The 14,330-nt window shown below is 70.3% G+C and carries 17 protein-coding genes and 1 pseudogene; 17 read left to right on the forward strand and 1 reads right to left on the reverse strand.

From position 1 onward, the window contains the following. The first annotated feature begins 193 nt into the window (after window positions 1–193). The 17 genes and pseudogenes from AB0L71_RS16430 to AB0L71_RS16510 all read left to right on the forward strand — a co-directional run bounded on the left by AB0L71_RS16430 (window position 194) and on the right by AB0L71_RS16510 (window position 13,936). Window positions 194–1,432: an ATP-binding protein gene (locus AB0L71_RS16430; RefSeq protein ID WP_365243044.1), complete on the forward strand. Its 1,239-nt coding sequence runs from the start codon at window positions 194–196 to the stop codon at window positions 1,430–1,432. Beyond that, a complete protein-coding gene (locus AB0L71_RS16435) occupies window positions 1,429–1,833 on the forward strand; it encodes a roadblock/LC7 domain-containing protein (protein ID WP_365243046.1) in 405 nt (134 codons plus the stop codon). Before AB0L71_RS16430 ends, AB0L71_RS16435 begins: the two co-directional genes overlap by 4 nt. Continuing rightward, a complete protein-coding gene (locus AB0L71_RS16440; RefSeq protein ID WP_365243048.1) occupies window positions 1,830–2,204 on the forward strand; it encodes a DUF742 domain-containing protein in 375 nt (124 codons plus the stop codon). Before AB0L71_RS16435 ends, AB0L71_RS16440 begins: the two co-directional genes overlap by 4 nt. Beyond that, window positions 2,179–2,769, forward strand: a complete 591-nt coding sequence (locus AB0L71_RS16445) for an ATP/GTP-binding protein (protein WP_365243050.1) — start codon at window positions 2,179–2,181, stop codon at window positions 2,767–2,769. The genes AB0L71_RS16440 and AB0L71_RS16445 overlap by 26 nt, the downstream gene beginning before the upstream one ends. An 89-nt stretch (window positions 2,770–2,858) precedes the next feature. Then, window positions 2,859–4,247, forward strand: a complete 1,389-nt coding sequence (locus AB0L71_RS16450; protein WP_365243052.1) for a cytochrome P450 — start codon at window positions 2,859–2,861, stop codon at window positions 4,245–4,247. 329 nt (window positions 4,248–4,576) lie between these two features. After that, window positions 4,577–5,707, forward strand: coding sequence for a cytochrome P450 (locus AB0L71_RS16455; protein WP_365243318.1), 1,131 nt, complete (start codon window positions 4,577–4,579; stop codon window positions 5,705–5,707). Further along, the gene (locus tag AB0L71_RS16460; protein ID WP_365243054.1) at window positions 5,704–6,513 is read left to right on the forward strand and encodes an enoyl-CoA hydratase/isomerase family protein; all 810 of its coding nucleotides are present in this window, start codon (window positions 5,704–5,706) and stop codon (window positions 6,511–6,513) included. The genes AB0L71_RS16455 and AB0L71_RS16460 overlap by 4 nt, the downstream gene beginning before the upstream one ends. A gap of 181 nt (window positions 6,514–6,694) precedes the next feature. After that, window positions 6,695–7,492 carry a VOC family protein gene (locus AB0L71_RS16465; protein ID WP_365243055.1) on the forward strand — a complete coding sequence of 266 codons (798 nt, stop codon included), beginning with the start codon at window positions 6,695–6,697 and terminating at the stop codon, window positions 7,490–7,492. Between the two features lie 146 nt (window positions 7,493–7,638). Further along, a pseudogene (locus tag AB0L71_RS16470) lies at window positions 7,639–8,265 on the forward strand (phosphoribosyltransferase); the annotation flags it as partial. 148 nt (window positions 8,266–8,413) lie between these two features. Next, window positions 8,414–8,824: a fluoride efflux transporter CrcB gene (gene crcB, locus AB0L71_RS16475; protein WP_365243057.1), complete on the forward strand. Its 411-nt coding sequence runs from the start codon at window positions 8,414–8,416 to the stop codon at window positions 8,822–8,824. Then, the gene (locus AB0L71_RS16480; protein WP_365243059.1) at window positions 8,821–9,174 is read left to right on the forward strand and encodes a DUF190 domain-containing protein; all 354 of its coding nucleotides are present in this window, start codon (window positions 8,821–8,823) and stop codon (window positions 9,172–9,174) included. Before crcB (AB0L71_RS16475) ends, AB0L71_RS16480 begins: the two co-directional genes overlap by 4 nt. Then, on the forward strand, window positions 9,171–9,545 hold the full coding sequence (gene crcB, locus AB0L71_RS16485) for a fluoride efflux transporter CrcB (RefSeq protein WP_365243061.1): 375 nt from the start codon (window positions 9,171–9,173) through the stop codon (window positions 9,543–9,545). Before AB0L71_RS16480 ends, crcB (AB0L71_RS16485) begins: the two co-directional genes overlap by 4 nt. Window positions 9,546–10,003: 458 nt before the next feature. Continuing rightward, window positions 10,004–10,411: a hypothetical protein gene (locus AB0L71_RS16490; protein WP_365243320.1), complete on the forward strand. Its 408-nt coding sequence runs from the start codon at window positions 10,004–10,006 to the stop codon at window positions 10,409–10,411. 6 nt (window positions 10,412–10,417) lie between these two features. Continuing rightward, window positions 10,418–11,038 (forward strand): toxin, encoded by a 621-nt coding sequence (locus AB0L71_RS16495; RefSeq protein ID WP_365243063.1) that lies wholly within the window; start codon window positions 10,418–10,420, stop codon window positions 11,036–11,038. A gap of 41 nt (window positions 11,039–11,079) precedes the next feature. After that, window positions 11,080–12,387: an MAB_1171c family putative transporter gene (locus tag AB0L71_RS16500; RefSeq protein ID WP_365243065.1), complete on the forward strand. Its 1,308-nt coding sequence runs from the start codon at window positions 11,080–11,082 to the stop codon at window positions 12,385–12,387. Then, window positions 12,384–12,992: a hypothetical protein gene (locus AB0L71_RS16505; RefSeq protein WP_365243067.1), complete on the forward strand. Its 609-nt coding sequence runs from the start codon at window positions 12,384–12,386 to the stop codon at window positions 12,990–12,992. Before AB0L71_RS16500 ends, AB0L71_RS16505 begins: the two co-directional genes overlap by 4 nt. A 95-nt stretch (window positions 12,993–13,087) precedes the next feature. Continuing rightward, the gene (locus AB0L71_RS16510; protein ID WP_365243069.1) at window positions 13,088–13,936 is read left to right on the forward strand and encodes a GNAT family N-acetyltransferase; all 849 of its coding nucleotides are present in this window, start codon (window positions 13,088–13,090) and stop codon (window positions 13,934–13,936) included. Window positions 13,937–14,028: 92 nt separating this feature from the next. Here AB0L71_RS16510 and AB0L71_RS16515 read toward each other — a convergent pair whose 3' ends face one another. Continuing rightward, the gene (locus AB0L71_RS16515; RefSeq protein WP_365243071.1) at window positions 14,029–14,298 is read right to left on the reverse strand and encodes a DUF1876 domain-containing protein; all 270 of its coding nucleotides are present in this window, start codon (window positions 14,296–14,298) and stop codon (window positions 14,029–14,031) included. Window positions 14,299–14,330: the final 32 nt, after the last annotated feature.

A 14,330-nucleotide genomic window follows, 5' to 3' on the forward strand; every position in this document is an offset into this window, starting at 1 on the left:
AGGCGGTGTTAAGATCATCTTACTTCCAGTGGGCTGATGGCATATGGGGGCATTCCGGAAGGAATGAATTCCGCGGCCCCACCTTCGGAGGGGCCTTCCCCTCGTGGCGCGAGCCGGGTTCAACCAGCCCGAGCTGTACGGCACTTGGAGATGCGTCAAGCCGTTTCCAGCCATGGCACTTGAAGTGAGTTTCATGACATTTGCACAGGGCCCACTTTTCTGGGCGCTGGTTGTCGTAGCACTGGCCGCTGTGGGTGCCGTCCTGCGGGCTCGCGGGACCAACATCGGACTGCGTAGACGCAACAACGAACTCCGAAGCGAGCGCGATGCGCTGCAACGCCAGCGTGACGAACTCCACGTCACTCACAACAGCCTGTTGCACCGTCAGTACGCCGAACTCGCCGAGGTACGCAAGGACGCCGAGGAGGAGACCAAGGCCGTCCTCAAGGCAGCCGTCCGTACCCTGCAGGGGCTCGCGGACGAGCAGCAGGTGGTCATCGAGAAGGCCCAGCAGAAGTACGGCGACGACCCCGGCATACTCGCCGACCTGATGGCCATCGACCACGCCAACAGCCAGTTCGGGCGCCGTGCGCAGGGCGTCGCGGTGCTGTGCGGCGGCTGGCTCGGGCGCCGGGAGACGGTCGCCTCGGTCTTCGACGTGGCCCGCAGCGCCCAGGGCCGTATCCGGCACTTCGACCGGGTCCGGATCAACGGACAGGTCAACTTCTCCGTCGTCAGCAAGGCCGTGGAGCCGGTCGCGGTGGTCCTCGCCGAGCTGCTGGCCAATGCCACCAACTACTCCGCCCCCGGCACCCCGGTGGAGATCAACATCCAGGCCGTACCCAAGGGCGTCTGCCTCATCGTCGACGACGCCGGGCTCGGCATGGGCCAGGAGGAGAAGGACCGCGCGGCGGCTCTCCTCGCGCCCCAGGCCGCGATCAGCGTCTCCAGTCTCGGCATTCCGCCTCAGTTCGGGTTCGCCGTCTCCGGTGTGCTGGCCGCACGCTACGGATTCAGGGTCTCGGTGGACTCCGTGTCCCCCTACGGAGGCGTACGCGCGGTGGTTCTCCTGCCCGACGAACTTCTCACCAGCGACGCACCCGCGCCCGCGCCCGCGGCGGTCACCGCGGACGTCCCCGTGAGCGGCGCGGACGTGTCGGCACTCCCCCGCCGCCAGGCAGCCACGCCGCCTCCCACCCCGCTGTTTCCTCCGACCCCGCAGCCGACGCCCTCCGCGCAGCCGTCGGGGACGTTCACCACCGCCGGTGGCCTGCCCAAGCGTCGTCGCAAGAGCCCGGTGTCGGTGGTGCCGTCGACCGAGCCCTCGCCGGCGCGCAGCAACGAGGAGACCGCCTCCCGCCTGGGCGCGTTCCAGCGCGGAACCCGGTCCGGGCGTGACACGACGACGACGGAAGGACCCGAGATCCAGTGAACCCCGATCTGTCCTGGGTACTCAACGATGTGCTCCAGGTACCCGGCGCGCGGCACGCGATCCTGGTCTCCGCGGACGGTCTGCTGCTGGCCAACTCCAGTGAGATCGGCCGGGACGACGCGGAGACCGTGGCGGCGGCGATGAGTTCCATGCAGTCGCTGAGCCGGGCCGTCGCCCCCTTCATCGGGACCCAGACCCCCGGCCGCTGGCACCAGACGCTCCTGGAGTACGAGAACGGCTGGATCTTCCTGATCGCCGCCGGTACCGGCGCCTATCTGGCCGCGGCCGCGGCGGCCGACGTCGACATGGAGGCCATGTCCTTCCGCATGCAGCAACAGGTCGCCGCGCTGGGGAAGGCGATGACCACGCCTCCCCGCCAGGACGTGGGAAGGAACGCATGACGGCTCCGGGCGAGGAACAGGCGGTCAGCAGCGGTTTCGTCCGGTCCTACGTCATCACCGGTGGGCGCGGCCTGCCCGATGCGGAGGGCCTGTCGCTCGTCACTCTGGTCTCCATCGCACCCGACCGGCACATGCCCCCCAACCCGAGCCCCGAGGTACGGGCCATCTGGGAACTGTGCTCCGGCGGCTATCTGTCGGTGGCCGAGGTCGCGGGCCATCTGGAGCTGCCCGTCGCGGTGACCCGCCTGCTGTTGAACGATTTAGCGGCACAGGGGAACCTGATCCGCCGTCAGGCGCCTCCACCGGCTCAGCTCGTTGACAGGAAGATCCTCGAAGAGGTGTTGCATGGACTCCAGGTCCGGTTCGGCTGAGAGCATCTACGTGCCGGACGCGGTGCAGCGTGCGGCGAAGATCCTCGTCGTCGGACACTTCGCCGTGGGCAAGACGACGCTCATCGGCACCCTCTCCGAGATCACTCCGTTGCGCACCGAGGAGCGGATGACACAGGCCGGCGCGCACATCGACGACCTGCGGGGGGCACCCGACAAGGTGACGACGACCGTCGCGCTGGACTTCGGCAGGCTGACGCTCGGCGACGAGCTGGTGCTCTACCTCTTCGGTACGCCGGGCCAGCAGCGCTTCGTCGAGCTCTGGGAGGACATGGCCCGGGGCTCGCTCGGCGCACTGCTCCTCGTCGACCCGGCGCGCCTGGCCGACACCTTCCCGGTGATCGACCTCGTGGAGACGTACGGGCTGGAGTACGCGGTCGCGGTGAACAGCTTCGACCCGTACTCCCGGCACGCCGAGGAAGAACTGCGCGAGGCACTCGACCTGCTGCCGGACACGCCGGTCGTGTTCTGCGACGCCCGGGACGAGAAGTCCTCCGCGCAGGCCCTGATCACTCTGGTACAGCACCTTCTCGCACGGGTGCACTGACCCTTCGTACGCCGTCCGCAGCACGGGGTCCGCGCCCCGTCCACCGTCCCGGGCCCGGCGAGGCCCGCGATCACCACAAGGAATCACTCATGGACTCTCAGCCGGTAGCCGACCAGTACGGCGCCCCCACCGGGTGCCCGATGCACGCGGGGCGCCAGACGTCGCTCTACGGGCCGGAGTTCGCGTCCGATCCGCAGCGTGTGTACGACGAGTTCCGGGCGCACGGACTCGCCGCTCCGATCGAGCTGGCTCCCGGTGTGGACGCCACCTTGATCGTGCAGCACGAGGCCGCGCTCCGGGTTCTGCAGAACCCCTCCTACTTCGCCCGTGACGCGCGGCGGTGGGCGGCACTGCGGGAGGGCCGCGTACCGCTCGACAGCCCGGTGCTGCCGATGATGGCGTACCGCCCCAACTGCCTGTTCACGGACGGCACCGAGCATCTGCGTCTGCGCAAGGCGGTCACCGAGAGCCTCGCCCGCCTCAACACCACCCGGCTCAGCCGGGACGTCGAGCGCATCGCCGACTACCTCATCGACCAGTTCATCGAACGCGGCTCCGCGGACCTGCTGGGCGACTACGCCAAGCTTCTGCCGCTGCTGCTGTTCAACCAGCTCTTCGGCTGCCCCGGTGACATCGGCGACCGGCTGACCCGCAGCATGTCCGCGATCTTCGACGGTACGGACGTGCTCCGGGCCAACGGCGAACTGACCGAGTGCCTGATGGAACTGGTCGCGCTCAAGCGGCGCAGCCCCGCCGAGGACATCACCTCCTGGCTGATCCAGCACCCGGCGGGCCTGCGGGACGAGGAGCTCAAGGACCAGCTCGTCATGCTGATGGGCGCGGGTGTCGAGCCAGAACGCAATCTCATCGCCAACGCGCTGCTCCTCCTGCTGTCGGAGGACCCCGCGGCCCCGCAGCGGCGCGGCACCGGGATGATGGTCGAGGACGCCCTCGACAACGTGCTGTGGAACAACCCGCCGATCGCCAACTACGCGACCCACTACCCGGTCCAGGACGTCGATCTGGGCGGTGTGACGCTGAAGGCGGACACTCCGGTGCTGATCAGTTTCGCCGCCGCGAACAGCGATCCCGCGCTCACCAGCGCCCGCCAGACCCTGAGCAAGGGCGCCCATCTGGCCTGGGGCGCGGGTCCGCACGTCTGCCCGGCGAAGTCCCCCGCCCAGCTCATCGCCCTCACCGCGATCGAGAAGATCCTCAACAGCGTGCCGGACCTCACCCTCGCCGTGCCGGCCTCGGCCGTCGAATGGCGGCCGGGCCCGTTCCACCGGGCTCTGGTCTCCCTGCCGGTCCGGTTCAGCCCGAGCGCGGCCCGCCATACGGCGACGGCCGCGCAGCCGCCCGTTCCGTCCGGGTTCGCCGCTCCCGAGGAGATTCCCGCCGTACGTCACGACCACCCGGAGCCGCAGAAGAAGGCGAAGGGCTGGTGGAGTTCGTTCCTGGACGTCTTTCGCATGTGACCGGGCAGCCGGAGGCGCAAATTCCGTCGACCGTCACATAACGGATCGTCACGAAGCCTGTCTACAGCGGTGGTTGGCCCCTGGCAAGGGGTCTGTGGGGCATATGTCTGTGACACGGCCAACAGAGATCGAAGCTTGGTCACTACATGCGGAAGGGTAGGTTCTGGCCGTAACCATGGGCCCAGGGCAAGGAACTCTGCGTGAGCGCTGTACGTGGCACCGATCGTCCCACCACCGTCGACCGGCGTGCTCTCATATCCCTCCTACGACGCCTCAGATCGCCGGAGGGGCAGGCTGATCCCTACCCTCTCCTGCGCGAGCTGAGATCCATGGGCGATGTCGTCCGCGCTCCGTGGGACGCGTACTTCGTGACCGGCTTCGACACCTGCAGCGAGGTGCTGCGCGGCCGCACCTGGCTGGCACCGGACTTCGCCTGGCAGGAACGCCAGGCGGACACCGAGCGCTGGGACGCGGTCGCCACGCAGGAGATGACCAAGACGCTCTCACGCCTCAACGCACCCGAGCACACCTGCCAGCGGCGCAGCCTCGGCAACCTCTTCGACCGCTCCACCATCCAGCAGCTGACCCCGCAGGTCGAGGAGGACGTCACCCGTCTGCTCGACGAGCTCGCCGACAAACTGCGCTGGGGCGACGCCGACTTCGTCAGTACCGTCAGCGAACAGCTCCCGATCAGCACCATCGGTTCCTGGCTGGGCATCCCGCCCGAGGACTACCCCCACATCCTGGAGATCACCCACAACCAGGTGCACGCCCAGGAACTGCTGCCCACCAAGAGCCAGCTCGAGGTGTCCGCCGAGGCGACCGTGTCCCTGCGCGCGTACTTCACCGACCTGGTGAAGCAACGCCGCGCGAACCCCGGCCACGACGTCCTGACCGGATGGATCCACACCTGGGACGCGAAGGAACCCGACCGCGAGAAGGCGGACGAGATCCTCTACCGCCTCATCATGTTCGTCACCATCGCCTCGCTGGAGACCACCGCGACGCTGCTGTCGAGCATGGTGGCGCTGCTGCTGGAGGAGCCCGGCCGGTGGGCCTGGCTCGCCGAACACCCCGGATACGTCGACGCCGCGGTCGACGAGGCCCTCCGGTACGACCCGCCGATCCACATCAACACCAGGGTCGCCGCGCAGGACACCGTCCTGGCGGGGGTGCCGATCGCGAAGGACAGCATGGTCCACGTCATGTACGGGGCCGCCAACCACGACCCCCGGCGCAACGACGACCCGGACGTCTTCGACATCGAGCGCTCCGGCACCCACCTCACCTTCGGCGGCGGCGTGCACTACTGCCTGGGCGCGGCCCTCGCCCGCCTGGAGGCGCGTACCCTGCTCAGCCGGCTGTTGGAACGATTCCCCACCCTGCGCGTGGTCACCCCGCCCGTGTATGCCTCCCGGCTCGTCTTCAGACGTGTGACCTCGATGAATGTGGCGATATGAAGCTCTCGCTCCCCGAATACCTGTCCCCGTACCGGCGGCCGCGCACGATACGCACCGTGCGCGAGGGCGCCGTACTGCGGGTGGAACTGAACTGCCCCGACACCGGCAACGCGGTCACCGACGCGATGCTCGACGATCTGCTCGAGGTCCTGGCCGTGCCGGACCCCGACGTCCGGGTGGTGGTGCTCAGCGGCGCCGGGGACGACTTCAGCCTGGGCGGGGACCGGAACGAGTTCGCCGACTGGCTCGACGAGGACCCCACCGGTCGGGGCATCCGGATCGCGGGCGACAAGGCCCGCCGCGTCTGCGAGGCCCTCTCCACCGGCCAGGCCGTCACCGTCGCCAGGGTCCAGGGGCGAGCCATCGGCGCGGGCCTGGCCCTGGCCCTCGCCTGCGATCTGCGCGTCGGCTCCGACACCTCCGGCTTCCGGCTCCCGGAACTGGCGCTCGGGCTGCCCACCGCCTGGGGCGGCGTGCTCCCGCGCCTGATCCACGAGGTCGGCGCCGCCCGGGTGCGCGAGCTCATCCTGACCGGCCGCGCCTTCGACGCCGCGGAGGCCCAGGAGCTGTCGATCCTCCAGCGCGTCGTGCCCGAGGAGGCCCTCGACGCGGCGGTCGCCGCCTGGACCAAGCCCCTCGTGCGCCGGCCGGAGGCCGCCCTGCGCGTCACGAAGGCGCTGCTCAACTCGTACGCCGCCCCGACCCGGCTGGCCGATCCGTCCGTGCTGGACGCGGAACTGATGGCCACCGTCGCCGCCGCGACCCGTCGGCCCCGCGCCGCCCGGAGTCCGGTTCCGGGCCACTGACCCACGAGCCGGGCCCCGGCTCGTGGGAGCGCGCCCACGTACGCCACCAGGGTCAGCCGTCCCGCGCCCGGCGCGCGGACGGGTGGCCGACTGGCTAGTGTCGCGACGGGGCACACGTTGCCTGTTGCGGCACTGGCGTGAGGTGCCGGACCGTCCCACCGAGCGCGAAGGAGCCGGAGCCATGGCCGTACAACCGGAGGGCACTCCGTGCTGGGCCGACGCGATGTTCCCCGACCTCGACCGGGCGAAGAGCTTCTACGCCGACGTGCTGGGCTGGACCTTCGGTGAGTCCTCGTCGGAGTTCGGTGACTACACCCAGGCCTACGCCAACGGCAAGGCGGTCGCCGCCGTGGTGCCCCCGATGCCGGGGCAGGAGGGTCCTTCGGCCTGGTGTCTGTACCTCGCCTCGCCGGACGCCGCCGCCACCGCCACGAAGATCCGTGAGCACGGCGGCGAGACGCTGATGGACCCGATGCAGGTCGGCGACTTCGGCACGATGCTGCTGGCCCGCGACCCCAGCGGGGTCGTCTTCGGCGTCTGGCAGGCGGGCAGCCACGAGGGCTTCGAGGCGGAGCGCGTGCCCGGTGCGTTCTGCTGGGCCGAGGTCTTCACCCGCGAGCCGGAGAAGTCGGACGCCTTCTTCTCCGCCGTCTTCCCCTACACCATGGTGCAGATGGCCGACGCGGCCATCGACTTCAGGATGTTCGACGTCGGCGGCAGAACGGTCATGGGCCGGATGAAGATGGGTGACGACTTCCCGCCCGAGGTGCCGCCGCACATGAACGTGTACTTCACCGTCGAGGACTGCGACGCGGCCGTGGCGAAGGCCGTCGAGCGCGGCGCGATCCTGCGGTTCGGGCCGCTGACGATTCCGTTCGGCCGCTTCGCCGCACTCACGGACCCGCAGGGCGCGGCGTTCTCCGTGATCGACGTGACCACGACGGAGGGCGAGGCCCCCGAGACGTCCCCGGTGTCCTGACCGGGGCGCCGCCCCGGTGGTACAGGTCCGGTCCGTTCCGCGGGGCCGACCGTGCCCGAGTTGCGCGGTCGCCGCACATGGGGTTGTTTCGAAGTGGGTGGGCACGCACCACGCGGACCCGCTCCCCTGTCTGGGGGTGAACCACCGTGCTGTTCGCCGACCGCACGGACGCCGGTCAGCAGCTGGCCGAGGCGCTCCGCCATCTGGAGCGTGAGCACCCGGTCGTGCTTGGTCTGCCCCGTGGCGGAGTCCCGGTGGCCTTCCAGGTGGCACAGATGCTCGGCGCCGAGCTCGATGTGATCGTGGTCCGCAAACTCGGCGTGCCGCACCATGAGGAAGTGGCCTTCGGCGCCATCGGCGAGGGCGGGGTGCGCGTCCTCAACGAGGACGTCGTCAGCCACATCCTGGCCGGGAAGCAGGACCTCGCGGCGGTCGAGCGCGTCGAGGGGGAGGAACTCGTACGCCGGGCGCACGCCTACCGCGAAGGCAGGCCGCGGACCCCGCTCGAAGGCCGGACCGTGGTCGTCGTGGACGACGGGGTCGCGACCGGGGCGACGGCCGAGGCCGCCTGCCGGGTGGTCCGGGCCCAGCAGCCGGCCCGTCTGGTGGCAGCCGTGCCGGTGGCACCACCGGATGCGGTCGAGCGGCTGCGGCAGTGCGCCGACGAGGTGGTGTGCCTGTCCATGCCACACCTGTTCTTCGCCGTCGGCGAGTGGTACCGGGACTTCTCCCAGACCTCCGACGAGGAGGTCGTCTCCCTCCTGGCCCAGGCCAGGTACAGCGGCCACGGGGTGCCCGGGACCGACTGAACGGCGGACGGATACGGCCTCTCTGCGGCCGTGCTGCCCGCCCGGGACCGCCCCGCCCGGTCCGGGGCCCGGCGATAACCTGGGACGTCGAGCAGTCAGGAGACAGGTGCGCATGGGAGCCCGTAACCCCCAGGGGCCCGTCGTCGCGGTGGTCGCGCTCGGCGGTGTGATCGGGGCGTGTGCCCGCTACGGGGCCACCCTGATCTGGCCCACCGCCCCAGGTGGTTTCCCCTGGGTGACGCTGGTCGTGAACGTCATCGGCTGCGCGGTCATCGGTGTGTTCATGGTAGTGATCAGCGACATGTGGACGGCGCACCGGCTGGTGCGGCCGTTCTTCGGCACGGGGGTGCTGGGCGGGTTCACCACCTTCTCCACCTACGCGGTGGACATCGAGCGCCTGGTCGACGCCGGCCGGGCCGGGGCCGGCCTGGCCTATCTGGCACTGACACTGTGCGCGGCCCTCGCGGCAGTGTGGAGCGCGGTGTGGGCGACCCGCCGTGTACGGGCGCGGAGGCAGGCATGACGACACCGCACACCGAACGGGGCCTGCGGCTGACGGTCCTCGTCGGCGAGTCCGACGGTTGGCACCACCGGCCCGTGTACAGCGAGATCGTGCACCGGGCACACCGGGCGGGACTCTCCGGCGCGAGCGTCTTCCGCGGTGCCGAGGGCTTCGGCGCCTCCTCGACGATCCACACCCAACGGCTGCTCTCGCTGAGCGAGGACCTGCCGGTGGCGGTCGTCGTCATCGACACCGAGGACCGGATCCGCGCGTTTCTCCCGCACATCGAGGAGCTGGTCCGAGGCGGCGGCCTCGCCGTTCTGGATCCCTGCGAGATCGTCCGCTACGGCGACGGGGAGCAGGATCGGTGAACTGGCTGCTGGTGATCGTCGGAGCGGCGGTCGGGGCGCCCCTGCGCTACCTCACCGACCGTGCGGTGCAGTCCCGCCACGACACCGTCTTTCCCTGGGGCACCTTCGCGGTCAACGTGGCCGGATCACTCGTCCTCGGCCTGCTGACCGGCGCGGCCGCCTCCGGAGCCGCCTCCTCCCCTCTGCAACTCCTCATCGGCACCGGCCTGTGCGGAGCACTGACCACGTACTCCACCTTCAGCTACGAGACCCTGCGCCTGGCCGAGGACGGTGCGCTGTTCTACGCCGCGGCCAACGCCGTCGCGAGCGTGGTCGCCGGGCTCGGTGCCGCCTTCGCCGGGGCCGCCCTGGCAGGGGTCCTGTGGCCGTAGGGCCCGCCGCTCCGACGGCGAATCGTCCCCATTCCTCCACCCACTGATCGGCCGGTCAGTTGATGCCGAACTGACCAGCGGTCATAATGCATGCGTAGCCCTTCACGCATCCCCCGTCGTGAAGGGCTACACCCCTGTGTGCCATCCCCTGCGCGCATGATGTCCCTTTCATCCGCGCACACTTCACGGGCAAGGGACTCCCCTCGTGGTCCCCTGCCCGTGTTTTTTCGAGTTAACAGTGACGTAGAGTGTTTACGCAAGCCCGTTCTCGTGTGTAGCCCCGATCCGCCTCCCGAACGAGGGCCGCCACAACGGAGTTCGTTACAGTACGAGCCCGTTGACCGACATCGAAGACCGTGCACCAGCGATCGGACAGGGGCGGATGCGTGGGGGGCCGAAGGGAAGGCTGCGAGGAACGCTCGCCGGAGCTGCGGACGTTGCAGCAGAAGGTCGAGTACATGGTCGAGAAGACGTTCCCCGGCCAGAAGATCTCGGGCCGGGTCTTCGCCGATCTGGTCAAGGAGCGCGGCGGCTCCCTCTCGCACAGCTACTTCTCCAACATCCTGGCCGGCAAGGTCACCCAGCCGTCCGAGGACATCCTCAAGGCGCTCGGGCTGGGCTTCGGCGTGGACTGGCGGTTCTTCAAGGACGAGTCCGAGGTCGTCGACGACGTCGTCGCCGGGCTGCAGTTCCTCGCCAAGCGGCGCACCGGTGAGATCAGCGGAGTGGCCGGACGCGGCCTCGACCAGGACGGTCTCCCGCCGGAGCTGCTGCAGTTCGCCCTCTCCCTGCTGGAGGACGCCAGAAGCCGGGAGGGCACGCCCGGCACCAACGGCGCGGCCGCCCACGGCGCCCCGGAGAAGTAGGTCTCCATGTCCCTGCGCGAACTGCGGAAGGAGTGCGAGGCCGGGCTGGCGGACCTGCCCATCCCCGCACCCTTCTCCATCTCCGCACTGGTGGCTGCCATGGAGAAGGCACGGGGCCACACCATCGTGCTGCACGAGATGCCCGAACGGCTGGCCCGCGTCAACACCGCCTGCGGTCTGCGGCTGAAGACCGAAGGGACCAGCTTCGTGCTCTACCGGCGGCGCCCGACGGAGTACCAGACCCAGCACGTCATCCTGCACGAGCTCTGCCACGAGTGGTTCGACCACGGCACCTCGCTCGATCCGGAACAGCTCCAACGGCTGCTGCCGGTCTTCGACACGTCCCTGATCACCCGGGTCCTGGCCCCCGACACTCCGCCGCAGCGGTCCGCCCCCGCCCCCGAACCGGTGGCCGCCACGATCGCCGGCGCGCTCCGTTCGGGGAACGGCGCCGTGCAGGCCCGGGCGCAGTACGACACCCACGACGAACGCATGGCAGAGTTCGGCGCGTCACTCATTCCGCGCATGGCGCGGGATGTGACGAGCGACGACATGATGGGACGCCTGGCCAACTCCCTGTCCCGCCCCGTCGCCACCCGTCGTCGCGGCCTGTTCCGCCGTTCCTGACGCCCGGCCGCCCCGCCCGTCCCCCTATCGAGGAATCCGCTGTGACTCCGCTCGACCTCGCCGGTTATCTCATAGCCGCCCTGATGACGGCCGTCGCCCTCTGGCGCATGCCGGCCGCCCTGTGGGGCGGCGAAGAAGACAAACGCCGCCGGGCCCTGTGGGGCTGCTACGCGGGGTTCGCCGCCGCCCTGTGGACCAAGACACAGGTTGTGCGCGTCGCCCTCAACCACAGCGCCGTCACCGATCTCGCCGTCCTGATCAAGCACTACACGTCGACGGTCGCGATCCTGGCGATCCTCAGCTACATCGTCGCGATCTACGGTCAGTACCCCGACGGCGGCGCGGTGCCGCGGCACGTAAGGTTCGCCCGCTCCATCCAGCAGGTGGCGGCCAAGGCGTCGATCGCCACACTCATCCTGCTGACGGTGCTCTTCTTCACCGTCGTCGACCGCTCCTCGCCCTCGGACCGTTTCATCGCCGACCACGCGGGCCAGTGGGGCGCCACGCTGTACATGAGCGTGTTCTACCTCTACCTGGGTGCCGCCTCCGCCGTCTGCGCGTACCAGTGGGCACTGGCCACCGCCGGTGCGAAGCTGCGTCATCTGCGGGTGGGCCTCGGGATGATGACCTTCGCCATGTTCATCGGGGTCGGATACACCGTCAGCCGGACCCTGTTCCTGTGGGTCAGCGTCGTCGACCAGCCGGGAGAGGACTTCGCCCTGACCTTCGACGAGGTCACCGAGGCCGCCCAGGTGGTGCTGTTCGCCTTCTTCGCGGTGGGCGCCTCCATCCCGGCGTTCAGCAAGGGTCACCGCCGGGCGAGGCTGTGGCGGGCCCAGGTCACCCTGCACGGGCTCTGGCGGGAGTTGATGACGGCCTTCCCCGAGCAGCCCTTCGAGCCGCCGGCTCCGCTGATCCGCGAGCTGACCCGCTTCGACACCCCCGCGGACCTGCGCGTCGACCGCTGGGTCGCGGACATCGCGGACGCCGTCGAGAAGCTGCGCCACTACGTCCCCGACGCCCTGCTCCCGGCCGCCAAGGCCGCCGCCGCCGACGACGCACCGGACCGCGGGAGGGCCGGACCGCTCGCCGACGCGTACTGGATCAAGGCGGCGGTGCTGGCCAGGAGAGCCGGCGCGTCCCCCTCCGTCGCCGCGGCCGTCGACCCTCAGCACGCCACCGACCAGGACGGCGAAGTGGCCTGGCTGGCCCGGGTGTCCGCGGCGTACCGGACGGTCACGGACGAGCGGGCACGGCAGGTGCTGGACCGCGCCGCCGCCGGTGCCGACGTGGCACCCGTCGGCATCCCCGCCCCGGCAACCGCCACATCCCTGGAGGAGACCTCATGACCCCCGCCGCCCCCCGCACCGATGCCGTGGAAACGACGCGCACCCGGGTCGCGCGTACCGTCACCGATGTCTTCCAGCCGCGCAATCTCCTGCTGGTCGGCATGCTCGGCATCGGTCTGGCCGCGGCCGGACACTGGAGCGGGCTCCTGTGGGGATTCCTCGGCGCCCTGTGCGCCGGGCTGGTGCCCGCCGGGTACATCGAGTGGGAGCGCGGGCGCGGCACCTGGGGCGACCGTCATGTCGTCGACCGCACCAAGCGGGCCCCGATCTTCTTCGTCATCCTCGGTTCCATCGGCGTCGGTTCGGTGGTGATGGTCCTCGGCCACGCCCCCACCGGCATCCTCGCGGCGATGCTCGCGCTCTGGGCGATGACCGTGGTCCTGCTGTCGGTCAACACGGTCTGGAAGATCTCGGTGGACGCCGCGGTCGCCTCGGCCGTCGTCGCCCTGTCCGCCGCGGTCCACTCGCCGTGGTGGCTGCTGGTGTACGTGATGACGATCGCCGTGTGCTGGTCACGGGTCGCGCTCGGGTACCACACGGTGGCGCAGACGATCGCCGGGGCTTCGCTCGGGGCCACGACGGCGGGCGCGTTCCTGTTCGTCTGATCCCGGCGTACCCGCTTCGTCAACCACGCACCGGGCCAGGGGTGATGACGGGCGGATCGCCGTTGAACCGCTCCACGGCCGGGTACAGGTGCCCCGTGCCGAACTTCGAGATCACCACCGCAAGCGTCGACGAGCTCGTGACGCAGGCCGAATGGGCCCACGCAGAGGGCTGGAACCCCGGCCTGACCGACCGTCACACCTTCTTCGCCACCGACCCGCACGGCTTCCTGATCGGCCGGCTCGACGGCGAACCGGTCTCCTGTGTCTCCGCGGTCCGCTACGGCTCCGGCTTCGGGTTCCTCGGCTTCTACCTCACCCGCCCCGAGCTGCGCGGGCGGGGTTACGGGATGCGGCTCTGGCAGGCCGGCATGGCACGGCTGGCAGGGCGCAACGTGGGACTGGACGGCGTGGTGGCCCAGCAGCCCAACTACCGCAAGTCCGGCTTCCGTTCGGCCTGGACGACGATGCGGTACGAGGGCCGGCCGGCCGCCGCACAGCCCGCACCTCCCGGCATCGTGCTCGTCGACGCCCGCCGGCTGCCCTTCGACCTGCTGACCGCCTACGACCGCCGCTTCTTCCCCGCCGAGCGCGACGGCTTCCTCGCCTCCTGGATCTCCGCTCCCCCGCACACCGCGCTCGCCGCGGTCCACGACGGGGAGCTGCGGGGCCTCGCCGTGCTGCGGCCCTGCCGTATGTCGTCCCGCATCGGCCCCGTGTACGCCGAGTCGGCCGAGGTGGCGGGCGCCCTGGTCGGCGCACTCGCGGCCACCGGTCCCGGCACCGCGGTGGCGGTCGACGTACCCGACGTCAACCCCGCCGCCGTGCGTCTCGCCGAGGAGCTGGGCCTCACCCCGTCGTTCGAGACCGCCCGGATGTACACCGGCCCGGCCCCGGACATCGACCACGCCGGCCTGTTCGGCATCACCAGCCTGGAGCTGGGCTGAGGGGACTTCCGGGGAGCACGCCACAGGGCCCCGGCCCCGGCGGGGACACGGGGCTTTCGTGCGGGGCCGGCGGCTTCCCGGGCCACCAGGCGTCAGGTGAGCGGGTGCGAGGTCCGTCCGGATGCTTCGTCGATCTCGTCGTGCGCCTTCGTCAGCATCTTCATCGCCAGTTCGTTGAGTGCTCTGGCTCCTGCGATCTCCTCGCCGACCCTCGGCTGGTCCTTGTCCGAGGGGTGACGGCTCGCGTATCCGTGGGACCGCACCTCGTTCCCGTCCGGAAGCCGTACCAGGGCGGCCGCGCGGGTGCGATGGGTGTCCTCCTCGAATTCCATGTCCACATGCCATCCGGCGGGTGTCTTCATGGCAATCACCTCTCTACCAGGGTGCTCCCGTT

The sequence above is a fragment of the Streptomyces sp. NPDC052052 genome, from assembly GCF_040680455.1.
Lineage (GTDB): Bacteria > Actinomycetota > Actinomycetes > Streptomycetales > Streptomycetaceae > Streptomyces.

Bases quoted from the DNA above. Each gene is read 5' to 3' on its own strand.
- AB0L71_RS16430 (WP_365243044.1), top strand. From the start codon at position 194: ATGACATTTGCACAGGGCCCACTTTTCTGGGCGCTGGTTGTCGTAGCA.
- AB0L71_RS16440 (WP_365243048.1), top strand. From the start codon at position 1,830: ATGACGGCTCCGGGCGAGGAACAGGCGGTCAGCAGCGGTTTCGTCCGG.
- AB0L71_RS16445 (WP_365243050.1), top strand. From the start codon at position 2,179: ATGGACTCCAGGTCCGGTTCGGCTGAGAGCATCTACGTGCCGGACGCG.
- AB0L71_RS16450 (WP_365243052.1), top strand. From the start codon at position 2,859: ATGGACTCTCAGCCGGTAGCCGACCAGTACGGCGCCCCCACCGGGTGC.
- AB0L71_RS16455 (WP_365243318.1), top strand. From the start codon at position 4,577: ATGGGCGATGTCGTCCGCGCTCCGTGGGACGCGTACTTCGTGACCGGC.
- AB0L71_RS16460 (WP_365243054.1), top strand. From the start codon at position 5,704: ATGAAGCTCTCGCTCCCCGAATACCTGTCCCCGTACCGGCGGCCGCGC.
- AB0L71_RS16465 (WP_365243055.1), top strand. From the start codon at position 6,695: ATGGCCGTACAACCGGAGGGCACTCCGTGCTGGGCCGACGCGATGTTC.
- crcB (WP_365243057.1), top strand. From the start codon at position 8,414: ATGGGAGCCCGTAACCCCCAGGGGCCCGTCGTCGCGGTGGTCGCGCTC.
- AB0L71_RS16480 (WP_365243059.1), top strand. From the start codon at position 8,821: ATGACGACACCGCACACCGAACGGGGCCTGCGGCTGACGGTCCTCGTC.
- AB0L71_RS16490 (WP_365243320.1), top strand. From the start codon at position 10,004: ATGGTCGAGAAGACGTTCCCCGGCCAGAAGATCTCGGGCCGGGTCTTC.
- AB0L71_RS16495 (WP_365243063.1), top strand. From the start codon at position 10,418: ATGTCCCTGCGCGAACTGCGGAAGGAGTGCGAGGCCGGGCTGGCGGAC.
- AB0L71_RS16505 (WP_365243067.1), top strand. From the start codon at position 12,384: ATGACCCCCGCCGCCCCCCGCACCGATGCCGTGGAAACGACGCGCACC.
- AB0L71_RS16515 (WP_365243071.1), bottom strand. From the start codon at position 14,298: ATGAAGACACCCGCCGGATGGCATGTGGACATGGAATTCGAGGAGGAC.